Source organism: Candidatus Bathyarchaeota archaeon (assembly GCA_026014745.1).
Classification (GTDB): domain Archaea; phylum Thermoproteota; class Bathyarchaeia; order Bathyarchaeales; family Bathycorpusculaceae; genus Bathycorpusculum.
In genome coordinates, this window is sequence record JAOZHS010000003.1 from 221,935 (window position 1) to 241,145 (window position 19,211).

The following is a 19,211-nucleotide window of genomic DNA, read 5'->3' on the forward strand; positions in this document are numbered from 1 at the left end:
TAAATCTTTTTCATACTGCTCTGAGGCACAAAAATGGCAAATCCCGACGGTTACACTCCAGATTTCCCCAGCGAAACCATACGGGAAGGCAAAGTCTCAATTTTGGTGCCTGACCTCAAAGCCTTCGGCGTTGTCCCAAGCGATTATGCCCCCTCCAAGGCGCCAGTTTTCTATAATCCAGTGATGGAGTTTAACCGTGACTTAACGGTTTTAGCGTTTAAAACCTACCAAAAAATGGTTAACCGCGAAATATCCATCTGTGAGCCTCTAACCAGCCAAGGCATACGCGCCATCCGCTACGCCACTGAAATCCCCCAAGTAACCCACGTTGTGGCAAGCGACATCAACACTCACGCCTACAACCTTGCAACCCACAACATCCAACTCAACAACTTGACCGAAAAAATCAGCCTCCAAAACAAAGACGCAAACTACATAATGAGCTGCCACGCCTCGCCAAAAAACCGCTTCGACATCGTAGACATCGACCCCTTCGGCACACCCGTACCCTACCTGGACTCAGCATTCCGCGCCCTTAAAAATATAGGATTGCTCGCGGCTACAGCAACGGATTTAGCGCCCCTCTGCGGAGTCCACGCCAAAGCCTGCCTACGCAAATACGGCGGCAAACCCATCCGAACCGAATACTGCCACGAAGTCGCAGTCCGACTCTTAGCAGGATACATGGTAGTAACCGCAGCAAAACAAGACATAGGCACCCGCATACTATTTAGCCACAGCAGCGACCACTACATCCGCGTCTACACCCAAATCGCCTACGGATGCCAAAAAGCTGACGAGAGCCTCAAAAACGTCGGCTACCTAATGCACTGTTTTGGCTGCATGCACCGTGAGTTTACGCACAAGATTTTCGGTTGCCCCACCTGCCCTGAATGCGGCACAAGAATGGATTACGCAGGACCACTCTGGACGGGCAGCATTGCAGACGCCGCGTTTGTGGAGGGCATGCAAACCGAAAATGAGGCGGCTGGATTTAAAAATCAGGCAAAAATCGCTAAAATTCTCGCATTAATCAAAGCTGAAGCGTCCGCAGCCCCCACTTATTATGTGATTGACAAGTTAAGCGGCAAACTCGACCTGCCCGCGCCCTCAAACAAGACATTTCTCGAAGCACTCCAAAAGGCGGGTTTCCAAGCGGTACCCACACATTTCAATCCACGAGGGATAAAAACGGATGCGCCCGCCAAAATGATGCATAAGCTGCTTAAGGCTATGGCGTCAGCTCCTTAGCGGCGTGTTTTGCTACAAAAGTTTAAAGGTAAAGCCCGAATCTACCTATCAAGCGGACGTGAACGTTATGAACGATAAAATCGCAGTTATCGGCGCAGGCATGATGGGCAGCGCCATAATCAAAAGCCTCGTAAAAGGCAATTACAAAGGCAAAATCACAGCCGTAGACCTATTTCCTGAGAAACTCGGCGAACTCGAAAAACTCGGCGTCAAAATAGGCTCAGACAACTGCAAGGCAGCCGAAAACGCCGACATAGTCTTTATTATCGTTAAACCCGGCGACGTGGAGAAAGTGCTAAAAGAAGTTGCCAAAGAAGTCAAAGGCAAACTGCTCATATCCGTCGCCGCAACGGTGCCTCTGAGTTTTCTACGCAAACATGCACCCGACGCAAAAATCGTGCGAATTATGCCAAACCTCGGCGCTATGGTTCAAGCAGCTTACACAGCGTATTGCTGTACCGAAAACGTAACCGCCGAAGATAAAGCCAAAGTTAAAGCGCTACTGGATATGATGGGTGTCTGCGACGAAGTGGACGAGAAATACATGGATGCCATAACTGCTGTGAGCGGCAGTGGACCCGGCTACATGTCCGTAATCGTCGAAGCCTTAACATACGCAGGCCTCAAAGTTGGTTTGCCTCGCAACATCGCGCTCAAATGTGCTGCCCAAACCGTGCTCGGCACTGGCAAACTCGTCATTGACCTACCTGAGGACCCAGCTAAAATCAAGGACATGACCACTACCCCCGGCGGAACAACCATAGAAGCCATCTACCAAATCGAGCAGAGCCAAATCCGCCCCGCCATGATACGCGCAATCGAAGAAGCCACCAAAAAGAGCCAAGCCATTCGCGAAAAACTCAACCTCACCTGATCCAGAATGTTTGAGGCAGCCATTTTCGATTGGGATGGAACCCTTGCCGACACCCGACGGGCAATTGTGGTTTCCTTCCAAAAAGCCCTCAAAGAAATTCAGCTTGAAGTGCCCATCAGCTATATTGAGCGTCGAATCGGCATCGGCGCCGCTGAAACTTTCCGCGAAGTTCTTCAAGCTGCAAACCGAAAAGTAAACGAGAAAGTCGTCAAACAACTGGTGGAACACAAAAGCAAGTTTCAAATCCAGTTAGCTGATGAAGTGGCACTGTTTGAGGGCGCAAGGGAACTTTTAGACGCTTTGCACGGGAAAGTTAAGGTGGGGTTGGCGTCGATGAATAGCCGCCCGGTAATTATGGATCTGCTTAGAGCTAAAGGGTTAGCGGACTGTTTTGATGCGGTTTTAACGGTTGAAGCTGTCTCTCACTCTAAGCCAGACCCAGAGATTTTCCTAAAAACCGCCCAACAACTCAAAGCGCCGCCGGAAAGGTGTGTGGTTTTGGAGGATTCACTGTTCGGGGTAAAAGCTGCCAAAGCTGCGGGGATGAGTTGCGTGGCAGTTACTACGGGGGTTTATTCAAAAATAGAACTAGAAAAAGAAAACCCTGATTTAATCGTAGAATCCCTAAAAAACCCCACTATTTTGCCGTTTATTTTGGGTAAATAATTTCTTGTGATTGTGGGAGTGCAGTCACATAGCTTTAAGACTACTTTAAAGAAATATTGAGTTACTCTCAAAAGCCAAAGTCTAACCCATCAGTTTTTTGGAGAGCGATTTTTTGACCAAAACTGAACCCGCAACTTTTCAAGTGCTTCTTTTGGATAACGATGAAAGCTTAGACGTGACTGTTCAAGAGAGCCCCCATGTAGACTTCAGCACTGTAAAGCGGCACCTAAAAAACGGCGGTTCAGTTTTTATCACCAGCAAAAACAGTCAAAAAATCCATTACCCCAAAACCCGCGACCAAACAAACCTTCTCAAATCACGGAAAAACGCTGGGTTCCTCTTTAGGCGGCATGTGAGAGCAAACGTGTGACGTGCATCCAGATGATTCCCTTTACCCCCCTCTCTCTTCCTTTTTTGGATGCACGCCACTCCAGCTAACCAATTTTAAGGCTATTTTTTTCTTAGTGCCTCGGGTATGTAGGCGCATCTTGTGTCTTGGCCCAAAATGTCGCCCGTATAGAACAGCGCTGCGGATCGGCAGCCGCCGCACAGTTCTTTGTATTCGCAGACGCCACATTTGCCCTTGATTTTTGTCTTATCTTGAGCTTTTTTGAAGAAATCGCTGTCTTGCATGTCTTGCCAGATTTGTTTTATGGGCTTTGTTTTGATGTTGCCGATGCGGTAGGCGTCGTTGTAGCTGCATGGGATTCCGTCGCCGTTTTCGGCTATGCTCATGAATTTGCCAAAGAAGCATCTGCCCAAGAAGAAGCTGTTGTACCACTTGTCAAAGTCAGGCATGCCCCGTTGCTTGGCGACGCGCGCGTAGAAGGGGATGTACACATTGATAGCGGGGTTGCCGTTGTATTCTTGAGTTAGGTCGTAGAGTTTGTTGCATGCCCACTCGTATTGGTCGGGGGTGGGGTCATTTTTGAGGCATTCTTTGCTATAGGGAATTAAGCCGTGGAAAACCACCCAGCGGGCACCATATTTTTTGGCTAAGTCAAGTACGTGGCGCATATCAGCCTCGTTAACGTTTGTGACTTCGCCTGCGTTGGCAAAAGTGTAAACTAAAACGTTGAGCAGATTCTCTTTTGAGAAGCGTTCAACCGCAGAAACAGCGGCGTGATAAGCGCCTTTGCCGCGAATCGCATCGTTGCTGGCTTCTGAGCCGTCGATGCTGACTGAGATTTTGGTTTGGTTCTTGACGATTTTTTTGAAAGCCTCATCGTCAAGCATGCGTCCGTCGGTTATGATGCTTGTGCATAGCCCCTTTTCTGTGGCGTAGTCAAGCACTTCAAAGAGGTCTTTGCGCAGAAACGGTTGCCCCCCTGTTATGCCGAAGTAGGTGGCGCCGAAGTCTGCTGCTTGGTCAACGATTTTTTTGGCGTCCTCGGTGCCGATTTCGTCGGTTGCCTTGGATTTACCTGCGGAGGTGCAATGCACGCAGTTGCTGTCGCATTCAAAGGTGCATCGCCAAGGAATAATAAACACTGGACCTTTACCAGTCAACGTATCAGCCTCTCTTTGTATCCAAACGATATATTCTATTTAACAATTCATGTTTTAAACTCATTTCTTCATCATCTATAGTTGATATCGGTTTCCCACGCTATTCAAAACAAACGCTTCAGGCAACGCCGCGTGAATGGCAAACAGGGCACGCCATCCCGTACAATGTGAGGGCACAATCAGCCGAGGCTTAAACTTGAGCAACTCATCCACGGTTGCGCCGATTTTAAGCTCAAAACTGCGACCCGCCAGATGAAACCCGCCTAAAACAGCATAAACGGTTTCTACGCCGCTGATTTTTTGAGCATAAAGAATCGTGTTGATGATGCCTGCGTGAGCGCATCCTGAAAGCACAACCAGCCCCTTGTCTTTGACGTTTAGGATTATGGCACGTTCGTCGGAGATTTGGGGGTCGGGGTGCCATTTGCCGTCTCGGAAGGTCTGGTGTTGCTGTAGCCCCTGCTCAAATGCTGTAAGCCGTGGAATTTCGCCTGTAACGCAGACTGCTCCGTTAGCGTGAAGGCTAGGTTGTTTGGTGAAGATGAGTTGTGTCTCTTTTAGGTCGTCTGGGCTTGGGAAAGCGGGGTAGGGTTGGATGGAACCGTTTCTATACGCGGTGCCGCGTGGCTTGAACATATCTTCATGCACGATGAGCGGCAAGCTAGGTTTACCTATGGCTGATATGAGTGGGAGCAATCCGCCGAAGTGGTCATAGTGCCCATGAGAGAGAACCACAAACTCCACTTCGCCGAGGTCTAAGCCCATGGTTGCTGCGTTTTCAACCGCGACATTTGGGCTTCCGCCTGCATCAAACAGAAACGCCGTAGAATTGCCGCCTCTAAACACCCGCACATACATGCAGAATCCATGTTCACCCAGCGGCATGTGGGCACGCTTCTGTTTGCCTTGCCTTGAGGAGCACCAGTGCCAAAGGGACTGAACCTGCGGGTGAGTAGTCGTTGAGAGCAAATCAACGGTGTTGTCGACTAAGCTTGTAATTTCTACTCTATCTACATCCACGATTTTTAGTGGACCCTGCATGTTGTAGCCTCAGAGGGAGCCTTTGTATTTGCTCGTGGTAGGGCAGCCTACACAACGTTTGGTTTCAAAACGGTTACAGGGAGTGCAGTCTACGTGGCAGGGAGCGAGTTTGTTTTCTTTATGAGCAAGATTTTCTCGAACCTGCAGAAACGGCGAGAAATAGGTTTCACTTACCGGGTAAAATTCGGAGCGACGGATGCCTTTGCTGCAGCGCAGAGAACATTTTTCGGTAGCTATACTTTCCAAGGTTTCTTTGGTTTCAGCGACGACGATGGCGATGAGGTTGTAGCCGCCTATGGTTTTGAACATTTGGATTACGCGTGGGCAGTCTTTGAAACGGTTAACGAGGGCTTCCATGGCTTCAGCGTCTTCCATTTCAAGCATAACTATGGCGGGGTAGAGTTCGAGCGCGGCAGGGTTGACAAGCGCGCTGATTTGGATGGTTCCTTTTTTTAGGAGATTTTCGAGGCGTTTTTTTGTGCCCATGCTGGTGTAGCCAGTGATTTTTGCGAGTTCTTCGAGTGTTGTTCGTCCGTCGGTTTGGAGTTGGCTGATGATTTTTCTGTCTATGTCATCCATGTTCATCTTTTCCGTTTAGTTCCTAAACGTAAAATATTAATATAGTTTATGGATAAAACAAAGTGAACCTTAAAAGGTGAACGTCTTTGGCAACAAAAATAGTTATCCCCATCGAAGAGCCCACAGGCTTAAACTCACCCATCGCAGAACGCTTCGGCACAGCCCCATACTACGCCATCGTAGAATTAAGCGACAACAACGAACCCATAAACATAACCACACAAGAAAACCAAAGCCTCAAAGGTACAGGCAACCCCCAAGAAGCCATACTTGACCTCTGCCCCGACTTCATCATCACCTACGCCATGAGCCTTAGCGCATTAGACGCATTCAAAAACGCCGGAGTCAGCGTCCTCAAAGCCGAAGGCACAACCGCACACCAAGCCCTCATCAACTACCGCGAGGGAAAACTCGACGAACTAGTCGACGGGTTACCCCCCACTCAAACACTCTAGTACCCCCTTTTTATTTGCAGAACCTTCCATCGTCCTGAGTGGAAGGCAGATTACAGATTTTGTTAGTAAACCATCCGATTTTCACGTTTTCGCGGTAATCAAATTGAGGCACATACGGCTTTATGTCAAGTAAAGGGGTGCCATCAAGGATGTCTACGTCTTGTATATGCAAAGTTGCACCTTCGATTTTGATGAGACGGACAATGGATAAGCCTATGGTGTTGGGTCTTGCGGGGGCACGAGTTGCGAATACTCCATGTGGCTTGTCATCTAAGAAGGGTTTAACCAAAAGGTTAGAGGCGGTTATGCGGTTGAAATGGTAGAATAGAAACAGGTGCGAGAAACCTTCGAGGTCTTTTAAGCCCTCGGCGTATTGAGGGTAAATTTCGATTGTGCCCATTGTGTTTTGGCTTGCAGAGGCTTGTATGGGGACGTTTTTGGGTTCCTGAAACGGCGAATGGATAATGCCTATGGGCGTGTAGGTTATAGCGCTCAAGACAGCAACTCCAATGGATGTAACTGATGAGACATATCTTAAAAAAATGCTGACGTCAAACACGATTTTTCAGGGAAAAAACCGATGAAGAGCTAAAATGATTCTCTGCGTTGCAAGACATCAATATTCGCGGTGCAGCCAACGTTTAAAGTAAACATTAAAAGCGATGAAACCTGCCACCTTTAATCAGTAAAACAATTTTGTGTGATGACAAATGGCGAAGTTAAAGGGAAATGCGAAACTTTTAGAAAATGTCCGTTTGGTAACCGATAATGGCAGAGGACACAATGTTGTTTGTGATTTGCCTGAAGCCCAAGGCGGAACCAACACTGCACCCACACCTCTAGAGTTGGCGTTGATGTCGTTGGCAGGCTGCGGAGTTATAATTTATGCGGATATTTGTAAAAACAGCAAAATTGACCCTGGAAAGATCGAGATAAACGTGGAGGCTGACAAAACACCTGAATCACCAACTATATCAGGAGTCACCATGAAAGTAAACATCCAATCCAAAGCACGCAAAGGCCTAGTGGAGGCGGCTTGGAGACGCACTGAAGCCCGCTGTCCAGTCATGTTCATCTACAACGGCACCATCCCTGTCAAGATTGAAGCCCAAATAAATGCCGAAGAGTAATTGTTAGGGAATTTGGGTTTCTTTTGTTTGTAAACCTTTTTTACCCCTCTTCTTATAGTACTTAATAGAGGCAGCGGGTATGGATGATGACGTGTTGGACCTCGGTCAGTCAGAATGTGACTGTGACCACAAAAAACAGCGCGTATACACCGAAAAACGACTCGATGTACTCGACGGGTTTGAGTTAACTTTTATTCGATGCTTAAACTGCCACAAAATCGTGGAGTTACAAGCCCGAAAATATCCCCCTTAAGGCGTTTGTTCTCGCGCATACAAATATAGTTCGCCAGCTCTAAGCACATCAAGCGCCTGCTGGGTTTGCGCAGTGGTAAGCCGACAACTTTTAGGGTCACGCAGAAAAAGCAATTGCTCCGACGCGTTTTTGACGATATGCAAGTCTTCCCAAGTGACTTTTAGGTCTTCAGAGGGGATATGAGTCTCCACGTATTCGGTCCATGCACCTGCATCCAATTCTGAAGCGCCCATAGTTAACGCCGTGAAAGGTCCAACCAGAGTTTTGTCCTCGGTGTTGAATAGGAAAATTACAGAGCCTATTTTGATTTCTGGGGGCGGCTTATTGTCTTTGTCAGCGCAGGCATAACGTCTGGTGCTTAGGCACTGCTGTCGAGATGAGCTGGTGCAGAAAAAAACGTAACCATCATACATAACAAAAACCTCTGTTAGAAAAGGGAAGTAAGGCGCGTTTATTTCTCTTTCCATGATGGATTTAGAGGCAGAGGAGTTAGTTGTTGGTACACATATGAGCCCACAATCTTATTTATTGTATTAAATCCTTATCAAACCCAGTGTAGTCACCCCAAAAAAGGGTTCCTGGTATCGACTCAGTTTTGAGTGTGTGAAATGTCTAGGAAAACATTTTTTCTGGCGATGGTTTTAACCATAATTGTACTTTTGATTGGAGCAATAATGTTGTGGAGCCTCGTCACTAACTCGCAAGAAGCCCAATCAAACAGGAGTATCCCCAAAATCAGCTACACCCTTCTGGCTGACCCCACTGCAACTCCAAGTCCCACTGCCACCCCAACCCCGACACCCTCACCGTCTCCCACGCCTAGACCGACCGCGACTCCAACTCCAACACCTACAGCTACACCTACCCCTTCGCCAACCCCCTCACCAACCCCGACGGCAACGCCCCAACCAACGCCCACCCCAACCCCCGTCCCGACAACCACACCCTCACCGACCCCAATTCCAACGGCTACCCCAACAGCGGCGCCAACCGCCACGCCAAGACCAACAACCACACCTACCCCAGAGCCCACCGCAATTCCAACCTCAGAACCTACACCGAACCCAACCGAAACACCCACGCCAACGGAAGCCCCCACACCGCAACCTACCCCACAACCTACGCAACCACCTTCATCTCAACAGTCAAGCGGTTCAACAACGACAACTACTACCCCCAGACCTACCGCAACCAGCAAACCAACCCCCAGCGTCACACCCAAACCCACCCCGTTTCCAACGGCTCAGCAAACGCCAACTGCAACGCCGCTCATAATCGGCCAAAAACCCCTCAGCCCCACGCCTCCGCTGGATCCAACCACGGTTTCTTATAATGAGATTTTTCCGTGGGGATTTGTAGCTGCAGGCATCTTGGGCGTTATGGTTGCCATAAGTGTCGCTGCCAAGAGAGCACAAAACCGAAATCCACCCGAATTAGACTATGAAGAATTCTAGCGAAGTACCCGAAAGCTAAAAATTTCTATTCTGCCATTGTTGGTTAAATCCGATTATGGTGGTTTGCGCTTGAAAACTCTTTCAGTTGCAAAATTCGGCGGTAGCCTCCTTGACGTCGAAGGAAAAGGAATCCCCAAAATCCTCCAACGCATAAACGAAATCAAAAGCCAAAGTGACCGCGGTCCAATTGCGGTGTTTTCTGCACCTATGGGCTGCACTGACGAGCTCATCCGAATAGGAGAATCCTACGCGCAGGGCTGCGGGTTACCCTTAGATCCCGTCTTTGCGATCTATGACCACCTCGCCCGAATGTACGTGAAGCCAGAGTGGCTAGGTCAAGCCCTAAATGAATTCGCAAACTACAAAACCCTCACACAAACCGCCCTAAACGCCGTGAATAAGCGGTTTAGTGGCAACCTCAAAGCGCGCACGCTAACCTTAGGCGGCGAAGTAGCCATGGCCACACTGATGGATTATATCCTCAAAAGCCACGGCATGGACTCCTATGCAGTTTCATTACATGACTGGCCCGTAATCACGGACGACAACTTTGAAGAAGCAAATCCCAATTACGAATTAAGCAAAAAACGCCTAAACGGCTTAACAAGACTCATAGAAGCGGGAAAGGTGGTTCCTTTAGCTGGTTTCTTGGGGACTACGGTTGATGGAGTTGAAACGATTTTAGGCAGAGGGGGCAGCGACTTAACCGCGGTTTTCGTATCTTGCCTACTCAAAGACAACTACCAGACCCAAACGTTACTCTATAAAGATGTGCCTGTTCAAAGTGCTGACCCTAAAGTAGTCAAAGGCCAAAAAACCACACACGTCTCAGCCTTAACCTATAATGAAGCCCATAAAGCGTCGATGATGGGTATGAAAATCGTGATGAGCCCCGCCATTGCGGTAGCTCGACGATTCAACCAGCCCCTAACCGTGGTACCCATCGACGAACCCCAAATGACTTCGGTTATTCAAGCCCAAGAAGTTCCCGGAGAAGTCGTCAAATGCTTAACTGGCAAATCAGGCTGCGCCATCCTATCGCTAAACGACGAAAAAAGCCGTAGTCTCGAAGATGCCTTGCGCATCTGGGAACGCCGCAACGATTTCCTTGACCTTGGCGCAGAGGCTATGGAGACTGGCGAACGCATCCGCGACTTCCTATTTCTAGATAGCGACTTCCTACGTAAAAACGAAGAAAAAATCAAAGGGTTCGATGAAAACCTCAAAATCGAGTATGGTCTGGGCGTCGTCACCCTTATCGGCGACCGCATGAAAGACAGCCCCGGCGTTGCGTCAGTAGCAATGAGCGCAATTTCAGGCATCAACGTAAAACGCGGGATCTTCGCCCCCCACACCAGCCAAATAATCCTTGTGGTGGAGGACAAAAACGTCGCCGCCACCGTCTCCGCCATCCATCAACACAAACAAGAATTAAACCAACCGCCAAATTGGTCCATGGGTTTCCCGCCGACCCCTTAGAAAAGCCTGCTTGCGCTCAGGCTTCAACCTTCTTTGTTTTCCAAAAGTTTTTTTAGGGTTTGGCAGTTTTTTGGGGCATAAGCGTTGATGTCATTGTTGAAGTAGCAGAGTACCCGCGAGGGGGTTTGGTCCCTGATTTTTTGTGCCCAATCCGCAAGTTCAGCTTCGGGGTAGTCGCCGTGGTACAGGCCGTTTTTGCCGTGGAACCGCACATAAACCACCCCACCCGACGCCACCAGCGCCTCAGGCAACTCAGGTGCAAAAACACTACAAAAAACCAGCCCACGCCGCGCCAAAAAATCGTACACTTCATGGTCCCACCAACTCTTGTGCCGAAACTCAAGCACATTGAGCACCTTAGAGTCCATTTGGGCGGCGATTTCATCCAGCAGTGCCATGTTTTTGTGCATAAACGGGGGCAACTGAAACAGCACCGCCAACAACTTCTCGCCTAGAAGGTGAGCAAGTTTGTAGAAGGTCTCGGTTAGCTGGGTGGTGTTGTGGAATTTGCGGGTATGGGTTATGGCGCGGTTGGCTTTTAGGGTGAAACGGAAATCAGGCGGGGGATTCTGGTTCCAGCCAGCAAGTAGTTTTTCTGTGGGGTAACGGTAGAAGGTGTTGTTGACTTCAAGCGTGTTGAAGAACTGCGCGTAGTAAGGGAGCCATTGGGTTTTTTTGAGTTTTGGGGGGTAGAATCGACCAATCCAAAGCGGGTAATAAAAGCCGGAGCAGCCCAAATAGTACTGAGAATTCATGGCGGCGCCTTCATGCATCAACGAGTAGGGTTGGCTTTATTTTTTGTGACAAGACACCTCATAGCTGCTTTTTGGCGTGTACACTTTAACTGACCTCTCCCCAGCAGCCCCAAGTCGTTTGGACGTTTGCCTTTAAAACAAAAACAGCAGATGAAAAAACGTGAAACAAATGACTCAAATACAAACCGCAACCGAAGACGACCTGCTGGTTTCGTTAACTTTCCACAATATGCCCGCCGAGCTTCTCAAGGAGTTTGCGCTAAAAATCGTGAAACCCTACTTTGGAGGCAACTTAAACGAGGCGGTGCGAAGCCTCATGGAGAAAGCCATCACTGAGGAAACCCTCGTTAACGCAGCTACTTCACAAACAAAAGTAATTTTTAAAGAAGAAGCAGAGCCTTAATAGAAGACGCCGAAAAAGGGCTAGTTCATATATCGCCAACGCCGAGTTATGGCGTCGATGCCACTTGGCTAACCTCCTAACACCCTTAACCGTTGCGGGCTATACTTTGCGTAACCGAATTGTATATCCGCCGATGCAGACTAACCGAGCCGACTTCGACGGGGCCGTAACGGCTAAGCTCATAAACTTCTACCTTCGCCGATCCTCCGCCGTGGGGTTACCCATTGTTGAACACGCCTATGTGTCGCCTGCGGGCAAAATCGGCGTCAAACAACTCGGCATCCACGACGACCGCCTAATTGAAGGATTCCAAGCGCTTGCAGAAGGGCTTCACAGTGTGGGGGCGCCGGCTGTGGTGCAGATTAGCCACGCTGGCGGGGTCGCTACCGCTAAAGTTATCGGCGTCACGCCCGCTGGTCCCTCGGCTTGGGGAAAAACGCGCACGCTAGAAGTAGAAGAACTTCAATGTATTGCGGATGATTACGTTTCGGCAGCTAAACGTGCCATGAAAGCGGGGTTTGACGGCGTAGAATTACATGGCGCGCATAGTTATCTGCTCAACCAGTTCCTTTCGCCCCTGCTAAACAAACGCGAAGATGACTGGGGCGGTTCATTGGAGAAACGCATGAAATTTCCTTTGCTGGTGACTAAAAGAGTCCGCGAATGCATAGGCAAAAACAAATTGCTGCTCTACCGCGTGGGCTCGGATGATTTAGCGCCAAATGGCACCCACATCGAAGACGCCATCATCTTTGCCAAAAAGCTTGAGGCAGAGGGCGTGGATATTTTGGATGTTTCGGGCGGCATGTGCGGCAGTGAACCCAAACAGCTTCGAAACGTGACGGGCTATTTTGTTCCTCAGGCGCAAAAGGTTAAGGAATCTGTTGGGGTACCCGTTATTGGCGTGGGCGGCATCGCTGAGCCCCTGTTTGCCGATAGGTTGGTGCGTGAGGGGCAGGTGGATTTGGTTGCTGTGGGGCGTGCTTTGTGGCATGATGTTGAGTGGGCGCAGAAAGCTGCTCAAACAATACAAGCTGTAGCCGATAAATCGAGTTTTTAATTGATTTCGGCTAGGGCTGTCTTGGTTGATCTACATATTATACAATAACTATGGGCAAAAGGATAATGAACGGTGGATAAGACCTCATAGTTGCCTAGTTTAGCTTCTGCGGCTAAGTAAGGTTAACGCCTCGATGTGCTGGTAGCTATGTGTAGATAAAAAGTCGCACACATTGTTATTACATCTTTGAGCCATAAGTAATGCAGACATGGTGATTAAGGTGAACCCTAAACCATCCAAATTGGAACTTTACGTCGAAATTCTGCGTTCCTTAGACGCATTGAAAGCTTCAAGCATTATTGACGTACAAGAAAAAACCAACATCGCACAGGTCATTCTTTCAAACGCCATGAGTTTCCTTGAAAAGCAGGATTTAATCAAAAGAGAAAGCATAAAAAACCAAGAACTCTACACAGTGACCCCCCGCGGCGAAACAGTCACCAAATACTTCAGCAAACAACCCCGCGAATGCGCTAATGGCGAATTCAGTTTTGCCATGCCAACAGACGAAACATAGACCTAACCACGCAAAACTGCCATTACAGTTTCTTGTTGCTGTGGTAAGGGTTGTTGTGGAAACTCAAAAAAACTAAATACATCCTAAGCTTTGTTGTTTTTGAGGAGAGTCCTTGAGCCAGCTTTCTTGTGACAGAAAAACCTGCATTAACAACAAAGACGGACACTGTACTCTGACTAATCCTGAAAAATTTGGCGACAGCTGCCTTGATTATGAGGATGCCATGGATTTTCTTAGACTAAAGGCAGATCCAATAAGAGGAACGCTTGGTTAACTAATGATTGGTTATTAATTGGCTAATTAAGGTACAAATCAATCTATAAATTTGGAAAGTTATAATAATGTAAGCCTGAGATAACGCTATTTTCGTGGAAAGCGATAAGGTGAACAACAAAGAAGGTCACGTTAAAAAGGAATTATCCTTGGGGTTATGGGAAAAGTACCTTACTCTATGGATAGCCCTGTGTATCGTTGTGGGGTTACTTGTGGGGCAGTTTATTCCTGCTTTCGGTCAGTTTATGGATTCCCTCAAATTCGCTAAACTGTCCATTCCAATCGGGATATTGCTTTTCTTTATGATGTATCCGACTGTGGTTGGAATACAATTTAGTGACGTTAAAAAGGCTGCGCGTAACCCTAAGCCGCTTATTGTTACAATTATAGCTAATTGGATTATTGCTCCACCGCTTATGACTTTCTTGGCAAACGTGTTTTTTGCTGGAAATCCGCAATACGTTGCTGGTTTAATCCTCTTAGGCTTGTCTCCATGTACTGCTATGGTTATGTGGTGGATGTTTCTGGCCAGAGGGGATATGGCACAAGGCTTGATTAATACAGCTTTTAATGCACTTCTGATGCTTGGGTTGTATGCTCCATTAGCTGCAATCTATTTGGGCGTTAGTAGTATCCCTGTTCCTTGGGATTTGATTGCTATAAGCGTTTTAGTGTTTATTGCCTTGCCCGTTGGCGCTGGAGCGCTATCTCGCCGCCTCATTATTCGTAAGAAAGGGGAGGAGTGGTTTAAGGACAAATACAATCCGGTAGTTGGCAAAATTTCCATAGTTGCTTTGCTGCTAACATTGATTGTTCTTTTCTCCTTTGAGGGTAAAACCATATTGACTAACCCTGTTTTGGTTGCTTTACTTGCAGTGCCTCTGCTGATACATTACGCTATTATGATTCTTTGGACTTATCCGCTAGGTTACTTTTCAGGCTGGAAATATGAAAGCGCCATTGACACCACAATCATAGGTAGCAGTAGCCACTTCGAGGTCGCTATAGCAGTAGCTGTCACACTTTATGGAATTGGGTCGGATGCGGCTTTGGCAACAGTAATCGGACCACTATTAGAAGTGCCGCTTATGCTCTCTCTTGTTAAACTTGGGCTAAGGACAAGAAAATATTTTCCGCGAAAACCAAAGAGCATAACTAACCCACCTATCTAATTTCTTTGGGTTCTTTGTTTATTCATTTTAATCCCTGTGTCGTATTTGCAGGTTTCTAGTTATAAACTTTAAGTTGTATGATTACTTCGAGTTCTCAACCTAAAGGCTTTGAGAATGTAGCTTAGCTTTTCTTCTTCGACCGAACAGTACCACTATTAAAGCTCCAATGGCTAATAAAATGGCAACAACAAAACTAAAGATATAGACTTGCGGGTAAGTTTCAGATTGAATCTGTGAGGCGGTTGTTGGCTGTGTTGTGGGGCTGGCAGTGGATTGCACTGTAGGTGTGGGTGTTATGGGGGCAGGCGTTTGAGCCTTAATTATATCATAGTTAATCGTAAATTCAGGATCTTTGGCGTCAACGTATACACCACCCGAATACCAATAATGAATCCAGTACATTCCGCTCTTAGACGCGGTATAACTAAATGAATCTCCTTTGGTATCCGGGAAGTTAAGAATAGAACGGGGGGTAGTTCCCCTCTCTTCTTCGAAAGCAAACGAGATATTGAATTTATAATAAGCGTCACGGGAAATGATAAGGTTTGGATCATTAGGGACTGTCGCTGTGTATGGTCCAAGATTGCTTATAGTGAAAGATGCTTCAATACGGTCTCCAGTTTGCAATTTACAAAGAGTGAACGCCTCATCCATGTAACCCCGATAGCGTGCCTGCAAAGTTCGTGTGTAAGTTTCGGAATAGCCATCAACTATTTCAAGTCCTGAGATTAAGATTATGAACCAAAGCAAACAGCAAATTATTACCTTAATCTTAGGTGTTCTAGCCATGTGTTGTATTTTCACGGTTAGAGCTTATATTTTTATTCCATCGAAACGATTAGCCGATTTTGATTGTTTACTGTTTTGCTGGCAGGGCAGAATCCTTGCTTACAATAAGTTCCCTATTTCCCTACGGCGGCGGGGAAGGGGATTTAGGGGTGAAGAGGGGGAACTCGTCCATACCTCAACTGTTCCTTAGAGACGGTGGGTGAATTCTACCACTGGCGGAGAAGAGGGAGTCGGGACCGATGCAACACCTTTCTTTTTGAGGTCAAAATTACCTCTAAGGGTTGAGCTGATTCAAAATGGGGGCGAGCGGGGGTAAAAGTGGACCGAGCGGGACTTGAACCCGCCTCAAATAGCCTATCTAATTTCTCAGGGGGTGTTTGTTCATTCATTTTAATCCCTGCATTGTTATTGTAGATGTCTAGTTATAAACTTTAAGATAGAAATCAGTTATCCAAACACATCCACCAATGAACGTTTAGGTCTTGGTCTAATGTCAATATCAAATTCCTTGAGAATAATCGCGCTTTGAATTATGAAGTCAAAACAGAAGCTAAAGTCTTCTTCTGAGGGGTCTTCAGTTCGTCTTGGAAGACGCTGGATATAGGCGTCTGACTCCCCTCTAAGAGACACCGCACGGGCTGTTAATAGCTTGAAATGGCTATATTTTCGGTAATCAAGCCCTAGACTGATTATTTTTACAGCATGTTGTAAATCTGCTATCGCATTTGTGATTGTTCTATCCGTGATTTCGTTATAATAGAAAGTCATGTCTTGCCCAAAGAAGAATGGCGATCGTCCGTATGAATCGCGTTTTCTATCCTCGTAATCATGAATTAACTCTTCAAAAGCAATAGCTACTTTGTCCATAGCGTCCTCTTTTTTGCCGTCTTTGAGAAGTTGTTTCGCAATAGAAAGTGTTTTTCTTGTTTTTTCGCAACCAACCATATCAATTAGTGATATTTCATCAAAGTTTGTTCCGAAAACTGTCGCAGTATTTTCAACCATAAAAGCAAACACATAATATTTCGCCTCGTCAATTGCAGAACTGGACGGCGGTGTCCCGTGATGTTTAAGTGCTACCCGTATACCGTTCAATTTCTCGATTTGAATTCTTTGCGTTAGCTCATTTTTTCCATTAAGCTGTAAAATTGGATTTATGTTATTCCAATATTCCCCAAAGTGTAGCTGTTTTACTCCTTTTGAAACACCCAATTTCTCGGCTGAGAGCTCAAGAAATAGCTCGACCGCATCATGAAAGTGCAATATTGAAACCCAGCAGAAGGGTTCGGGTTCTTTGGATTTTTCAGTACCTAAAGTAACAAGATATTTTATGAAAGAGAGTCGCTCAATCATTTTCTCCTCGATGCCCATTCTTCATCCGCTCCATCGATTTCTTTAGTAACTTAAAATATCGTTTATTGCAATTCAGGGGTTAATAATTTTTGCATAAGCGCAAGTCCCCTATTCCCTACGACGGCGGGGAAGGGGATTTAGGGGTGAAGAGGGGGAACTCGTCACTATCTCAATTATTCCTTAGAGACGGTGGGTGAATTGCCCCAGAGGGCAAGAGGGAGTCGGGACCGAGGCTACTCCCTTCGTGTGTGCATTTACTTTAATTTTTTTAAATTTAAATGGTTTGAGTTGCGTTGATGGGTTGGATGTAGGCTTTTTTGCTTCGGGTTAAGTTTTATATAGCAGTTTAGGGGTAGCTTTTTTTAAGCAAAAATCCACGCACCAATGGATTATGGAATTTGGTTGCCTGTATATGGAATGTTGATGTTTGGAGCGCTTTGACGTTACCTTCGTGTACGCTTGCTCCGTGTGGAATATTGAATTTGGAAATGGGCATGGGAATGGATTGTTTGGGTGCTTGGAGGAGGTTTGCTTAGGATGTCCACACCATGTTCCAAACATCAGAAAAGAATCACGCTTCAATTCAATCTTCTAACAGTAATTTTATTCCTGATTGCCCTTACAAACGTTTGAGTTGCTTAAAGTACGATTCCGTTTTGCAACGTGCTACTTGTCAAGGTAAGGGTAATCAATATTCCGCTATGCGTTGTTGTCGGTTGCCTCCGTGGGTTAAGCCTAAGGATGGTTTTAAGGTGGCTGTTTTGCGTGGGGGGCGTTTGCATGTCTAAATGGTGGTGGGTTTCTTCGATAAAGGTCGTGTTTGTAGTTATCTGTTTTGTAGGTTTTGCTGGTTCTCTCAGCGGGTATCTGGCAGGCTTTGGGCTTTTGTTGTTTTGCATGGGTGGTATTGGTGCGACTAAGTGGATTCCTTATTTTCCCGAGTATGACAATTTTGACGCAAAGTGGCGTGATTATTGCGCTTACGAGCAATTACACGGCGACATGGGCAACCCTGATGTTTTTCATTTCGAGCATGGCAACTGGATTGTTGTTGGTCATGGGGAGAAAACTAATTGGAAGTGTGGTCAATGGAGAAGACATGATATTTGTAACCGTGTTGAATTGCACGCTCAAGCGGACCTGTTGGGTGTGCATCATGCTGGAGAAGTTTTTGTCCACATGGTTCATACGTGGTGTCATAGCTATTCGTGTCCAGTTTGTTATTTGAAGGGTGCATGTTTGCGGGAAGCTGAGCATATTTCTCAGCGAATTGAAAAAGCATCAGCGGGCGGAAAAGACAGTAAAGGTGTATATCATGCGCCTTTGGGTGAGCCTCAGCACGTTATCGTTTCGGCTCCTCAGTCTGATTATAATTTGGCTGAGTTTGAGCACGAGAAGTGGTGCAAAAAGTGGCGCTCAATAGTCGCTGAAGTGGGAATTATCAATGGCGGTTTCTGTTTCCACGGTTTCAGGTTCGCTGATTACATTGAATCGATAGAGAAGGGCGTTCCCTACGGGTTTTATTGGTCGCCTCATGTACATATTCTTGGTTTTATTGAGGGTGGTTATGGAAAGTGTCGGCATTGCACTAAGACCGAGAAAGTCTATCGTGCTGGTAGCGGTAAAATTGTTAAGAAACACGGGGATAACCGTTTCTGTGCTTCCTGCGATGGTTTTGAAAATAGGGTGAGACAGAGTTTTGAGAAACACCGCTACATCATCAAAGTAACTGATGAGCGCAAATCTGTTTTTGCAACAGCATGGTACCAACTTTCGCATATGGCAATCAAGAAGGGAGTTCGGTAAATGAGCATTTCCGCTTGCGTAGTTAAAAGTCGTGTGCGTGGCTTTGTTTGGTTTGGTTCACTGAGTTATCGACGGTTACACATAACCTATGAATCCCGTAAGTTACTTTGCCCTTTATGTAAACATGAACTTGAGCCTGCATGTTACTATGGTTCAATGGTTTTTCAGCATGACTCTATGAAGAGCGATTATAAAACCAACTTCTGGATGCCTCTTAAAGAAAATGGTGAAACTGTTTGGTTACTTGCGCCTGATTTGAAAAAGCATAAGCAGGGTTGGTAGCGCTGATCAATAAAGGTTAGGTTCCGCGTCTGGTTATCGTTTGGCTTTTGCGTTCCGTTTGGCAAGAGCGACGCGAAGCGCCAGCGAGCGGAGCGATTGTTAGTTAACTA

General features: G+C 46.7%; 24 protein-coding genes. 16 read left to right on the forward strand and 8 right to left on the reverse strand.

All coding sequences use genetic code 11. The annotated features are described in order from the left end of the window. Positions 1-33: 33 nt before the first annotated feature. The 4 genes from NWE92_12325 to NWE92_12340 all read left to right on the forward strand — a co-directional run bounded on the left by NWE92_12325 (position 34) and on the right by NWE92_12340 (position 3,161). Complete coding sequence (locus NWE92_12325; GenBank protein MCW4030418.1) at positions 34-1,251, forward strand: tRNA (guanine(10)-N(2))-dimethyltransferase; 1,218 nt, start codon at positions 34-36, stop codon at positions 1,249-1,251. A gap of 67 nt (positions 1,252-1,318) precedes the next feature. Continuing rightward, a complete protein-coding gene (proC, locus tag NWE92_12330) occupies positions 1,319-2,125 on the forward strand; it encodes a pyrroline-5-carboxylate reductase (protein MCW4030419.1) in 807 nt (268 codons plus the stop codon). A 6-nt stretch (positions 2,126-2,131) separates the two neighbouring features. Then, positions 2,132-2,791, forward strand: coding sequence for an HAD family phosphatase (locus NWE92_12335; protein MCW4030420.1), 660 nt, complete (start codon positions 2,132-2,134; stop codon positions 2,789-2,791). A 112-nt stretch (positions 2,792-2,903) separates the two neighbouring features. Next, complete coding sequence (locus tag NWE92_12340) at positions 2,904-3,161, forward strand: hypothetical protein (GenBank protein MCW4030421.1); 258 nt, start codon at positions 2,904-2,906, stop codon at positions 3,159-3,161. Between the two features lie 80 nt (positions 3,162-3,241). On the opposite strand, the gene NWE92_12345 is transcribed toward NWE92_12340, so the two are convergent. The 3 genes from NWE92_12345 to NWE92_12355 all read right to left on the reverse strand — a co-directional run bounded on the left by NWE92_12345 (position 3,242) and on the right by NWE92_12355 (position 5,920). After that, complete coding sequence (locus tag NWE92_12345; protein ID MCW4030422.1) at positions 3,242-4,300, reverse strand: radical SAM protein; 1,059 nt, start codon at positions 4,298-4,300, stop codon at positions 3,242-3,244. A 75-nt stretch (positions 4,301-4,375) separates the two neighbouring features. Next, a complete protein-coding gene (locus NWE92_12350) occupies positions 4,376-5,341 on the reverse strand; it encodes an MBL fold metallo-hydrolase (GenBank protein ID MCW4030423.1) in 966 nt (321 codons plus the stop codon). 9 nt (positions 5,342-5,350) lie between these two features. Next, positions 5,351-5,920 (reverse strand): winged helix-turn-helix transcriptional regulator, encoded by a 570-nt coding sequence (locus NWE92_12355; protein ID MCW4030424.1) that lies wholly within the window; start codon positions 5,918-5,920, stop codon positions 5,351-5,353. Positions 5,921-6,006: 86 nt separating this feature from the next. Between NWE92_12355 and NWE92_12360 the strand changes: the two genes are divergently transcribed. After that, positions 6,007-6,375: a hypothetical protein gene (locus tag NWE92_12360; protein MCW4030425.1), complete on the forward strand. Its 369-nt coding sequence runs from the start codon at positions 6,007-6,009 to the stop codon at positions 6,373-6,375. 10 nt (positions 6,376-6,385) lie between these two features. On the opposite strand, the gene tsaA is transcribed toward NWE92_12360, so the two are convergent. Continuing rightward, positions 6,386-6,871, reverse strand: a complete 486-nt coding sequence (gene tsaA / locus NWE92_12365; protein MCW4030426.1) for a tRNA (N6-threonylcarbamoyladenosine(37)-N6)-methyltransferase TrmO — start codon at positions 6,869-6,871, stop codon at positions 6,386-6,388. Between the two features lie 214 nt (positions 6,872-7,085). Here tsaA and NWE92_12370 point away from each other — a divergent pair, with 214 nt between their 5' ends. After that, the gene (locus NWE92_12370) at positions 7,086-7,505 is read left to right on the forward strand and encodes an OsmC family protein (protein MCW4030427.1); all 420 of its coding nucleotides are present in this window, start codon (positions 7,086-7,088) and stop codon (positions 7,503-7,505) included. Between the two features lie 79 nt (positions 7,506-7,584). Beyond that, positions 7,585-7,758 (forward strand): hypothetical protein, encoded by a 174-nt coding sequence (locus NWE92_12375; protein MCW4030428.1) that lies wholly within the window; start codon positions 7,585-7,587, stop codon positions 7,756-7,758. Here the strand turns inward: NWE92_12375 and NWE92_12380 are convergent. Then, positions 7,755-8,171 carry a hypothetical protein gene (locus tag NWE92_12380; protein MCW4030429.1) on the reverse strand — a complete coding sequence of 139 codons (417 nt, stop codon included), beginning with the start codon at positions 8,169-8,171 and terminating at the stop codon, positions 7,755-7,757. The two genes, NWE92_12375 and NWE92_12380, sit on opposite strands and share 4 nt — an antisense overlap. A gap of 195 nt (positions 8,172-8,366) precedes the next feature. Here NWE92_12380 and NWE92_12385 point away from each other — a divergent pair, with 195 nt between their 5' ends. Next, a complete protein-coding gene (locus tag NWE92_12385; protein ID MCW4030430.1) occupies positions 8,367-9,212 on the forward strand; it encodes a hypothetical protein in 846 nt (281 codons plus the stop codon). Between the two features lie 69 nt (positions 9,213-9,281). Beyond that, complete coding sequence (locus tag NWE92_12390; protein MCW4030431.1) at positions 9,282-10,691, forward strand: hypothetical protein; 1,410 nt, start codon at positions 9,282-9,284, stop codon at positions 10,689-10,691. A 23-nt stretch (positions 10,692-10,714) separates the two neighbouring features. Here the strand turns inward: NWE92_12390 and NWE92_12395 are convergent, their stop codons facing one another. Next, positions 10,715-11,464 carry a DUF72 domain-containing protein gene (locus tag NWE92_12395; protein ID MCW4030432.1) on the reverse strand — a complete coding sequence of 250 codons (750 nt, stop codon included), beginning with the start codon at positions 11,462-11,464 and terminating at the stop codon, positions 10,715-10,717. Positions 11,465-11,615: 151 nt separating this feature from the next. Here NWE92_12395 and NWE92_12400 point away from each other — a divergent pair, with 151 nt between their 5' ends. The 5 genes from NWE92_12400 to arsB all read left to right on the forward strand — a co-directional run bounded on the left by NWE92_12400 (position 11,616) and on the right by arsB (position 14,871). Continuing rightward, a complete protein-coding gene (locus NWE92_12400; protein ID MCW4030433.1) occupies positions 11,616-11,849 on the forward strand; it encodes a hypothetical protein in 234 nt (77 codons plus the stop codon). A 64-nt stretch (positions 11,850-11,913) separates the two neighbouring features. After that, positions 11,914-12,909 (forward strand): NADH:flavin oxidoreductase, encoded by a 996-nt coding sequence (locus tag NWE92_12405; GenBank protein MCW4030434.1) that lies wholly within the window; start codon positions 11,914-11,916, stop codon positions 12,907-12,909. Positions 12,910-13,150: 241 nt separating this feature from the next. Beyond that, positions 13,151-13,426: a hypothetical protein gene (locus tag NWE92_12410; GenBank protein MCW4030435.1), complete on the forward strand. Its 276-nt coding sequence runs from the start codon at positions 13,151-13,153 to the stop codon at positions 13,424-13,426. 112 nt (positions 13,427-13,538) lie between these two features. Beyond that, positions 13,539-13,700, forward strand: coding sequence for a hypothetical protein (locus NWE92_12415; protein MCW4030436.1), 162 nt, complete (start codon positions 13,539-13,541; stop codon positions 13,698-13,700). A gap of 109 nt (positions 13,701-13,809) precedes the next feature. Then, complete coding sequence (gene arsB / locus NWE92_12420) at positions 13,810-14,871, forward strand: ACR3 family arsenite efflux transporter (GenBank protein MCW4030437.1); 1,062 nt, start codon at positions 13,810-13,812, stop codon at positions 14,869-14,871. 99 nt (positions 14,872-14,970) lie between these two features. Here the strand turns inward: arsB and NWE92_12425 are convergent, their stop codons facing one another. Both NWE92_12425 and NWE92_12430 read right to left on the reverse strand, forming a co-directional pair. Next, a complete protein-coding gene (locus NWE92_12425; GenBank protein ID MCW4030438.1) occupies positions 14,971-15,660 on the reverse strand; it encodes a hypothetical protein in 690 nt (229 codons plus the stop codon). Positions 15,661-16,107: 447 nt separating this feature from the next. Further along, positions 16,108-17,031 (reverse strand): hypothetical protein, encoded by a 924-nt coding sequence (locus tag NWE92_12430; protein MCW4030439.1) that lies wholly within the window; start codon positions 17,029-17,031, stop codon positions 16,108-16,110. A 762-nt stretch (positions 17,032-17,793) separates the two neighbouring features. Here NWE92_12430 and NWE92_12435 point away from each other — a divergent pair. Both NWE92_12435 and NWE92_12440 read left to right on the forward strand, forming a co-directional pair. Next, on the forward strand, positions 17,794-18,819 hold the full coding sequence (locus tag NWE92_12435; protein MCW4030440.1) for a hypothetical protein: 1,026 nt from the start codon (positions 17,794-17,796) through the stop codon (positions 18,817-18,819). Further along, positions 18,820-19,101, forward strand: coding sequence for a hypothetical protein (locus NWE92_12440; protein ID MCW4030441.1), 282 nt, complete (start codon positions 18,820-18,822; stop codon positions 19,099-19,101). Positions 19,102-19,211: the final 110 nt, after the last annotated feature.

Excerpts from the sequence above, each read along its gene's own strand:
- NWE92_12385 (MCW4030430.1), top strand. The coding sequence starts at position 8,367 with ATGTCTAGGAAAACATTTTTTCTGGCGATGGTTTTAACCATAATTGTA.
- NWE92_12325 (MCW4030418.1), top strand. The coding sequence starts at position 34 with ATGGCAAATCCCGACGGTTACACTCCAGATTTCCCCAGCGAAACCATA.
- NWE92_12440 (MCW4030441.1), top strand. The coding sequence starts at position 18,820 with ATGAGCATTTCCGCTTGCGTAGTTAAAAGTCGTGTGCGTGGCTTTGTT.
- NWE92_12435 (MCW4030440.1), top strand. The coding sequence starts at position 17,794 with ATGTCTAAATGGTGGTGGGTTTCTTCGATAAAGGTCGTGTTTGTAGTT.
- NWE92_12380 (MCW4030429.1), bottom strand. The coding sequence starts at position 8,171 with ATGTATGATGGTTACGTTTTTTTCTGCACCAGCTCATCTCGACAGCAG.
- NWE92_12395 (MCW4030432.1), bottom strand. The coding sequence starts at position 11,464 with ATGCATGAAGGCGCCGCCATGAATTCTCAGTACTATTTGGGCTGCTCC.
- NWE92_12430 (MCW4030439.1), bottom strand. The coding sequence starts at position 17,031 with ATGGGCATCGAGGAGAAAATGATTGAGCGACTCTCTTTCATAAAATAT.
- NWE92_12425 (MCW4030438.1), bottom strand. The coding sequence starts at position 15,660 with ATGGCTAGAACACCTAAGATTAAGGTAATAATTTGCTGTTTGCTTTGG.
- NWE92_12355 (MCW4030424.1), bottom strand. The coding sequence starts at position 5,920 with ATGGATGACATAGACAGAAAAATCATCAGCCAACTCCAAACCGACGGA.
- NWE92_12375 (MCW4030428.1), top strand. The coding sequence starts at position 7,585 with ATGGATGATGACGTGTTGGACCTCGGTCAGTCAGAATGTGACTGTGAC.
- NWE92_12370 (MCW4030427.1), top strand. The coding sequence starts at position 7,086 with ATGGCGAAGTTAAAGGGAAATGCGAAACTTTTAGAAAATGTCCGTTTG.
- proC (MCW4030419.1), top strand. The coding sequence starts at position 1,319 with ATGAACGATAAAATCGCAGTTATCGGCGCAGGCATGATGGGCAGCGCC.
- NWE92_12400 (MCW4030433.1), top strand. The coding sequence starts at position 11,616 with ATGACTCAAATACAAACCGCAACCGAAGACGACCTGCTGGTTTCGTTA.
- NWE92_12350 (MCW4030423.1), bottom strand. The coding sequence starts at position 5,341 with ATGCAGGGTCCACTAAAAATCGTGGATGTAGATAGAGTAGAAATTACA.
- NWE92_12335 (MCW4030420.1), top strand. The coding sequence starts at position 2,132 with ATGTTTGAGGCAGCCATTTTCGATTGGGATGGAACCCTTGCCGACACC.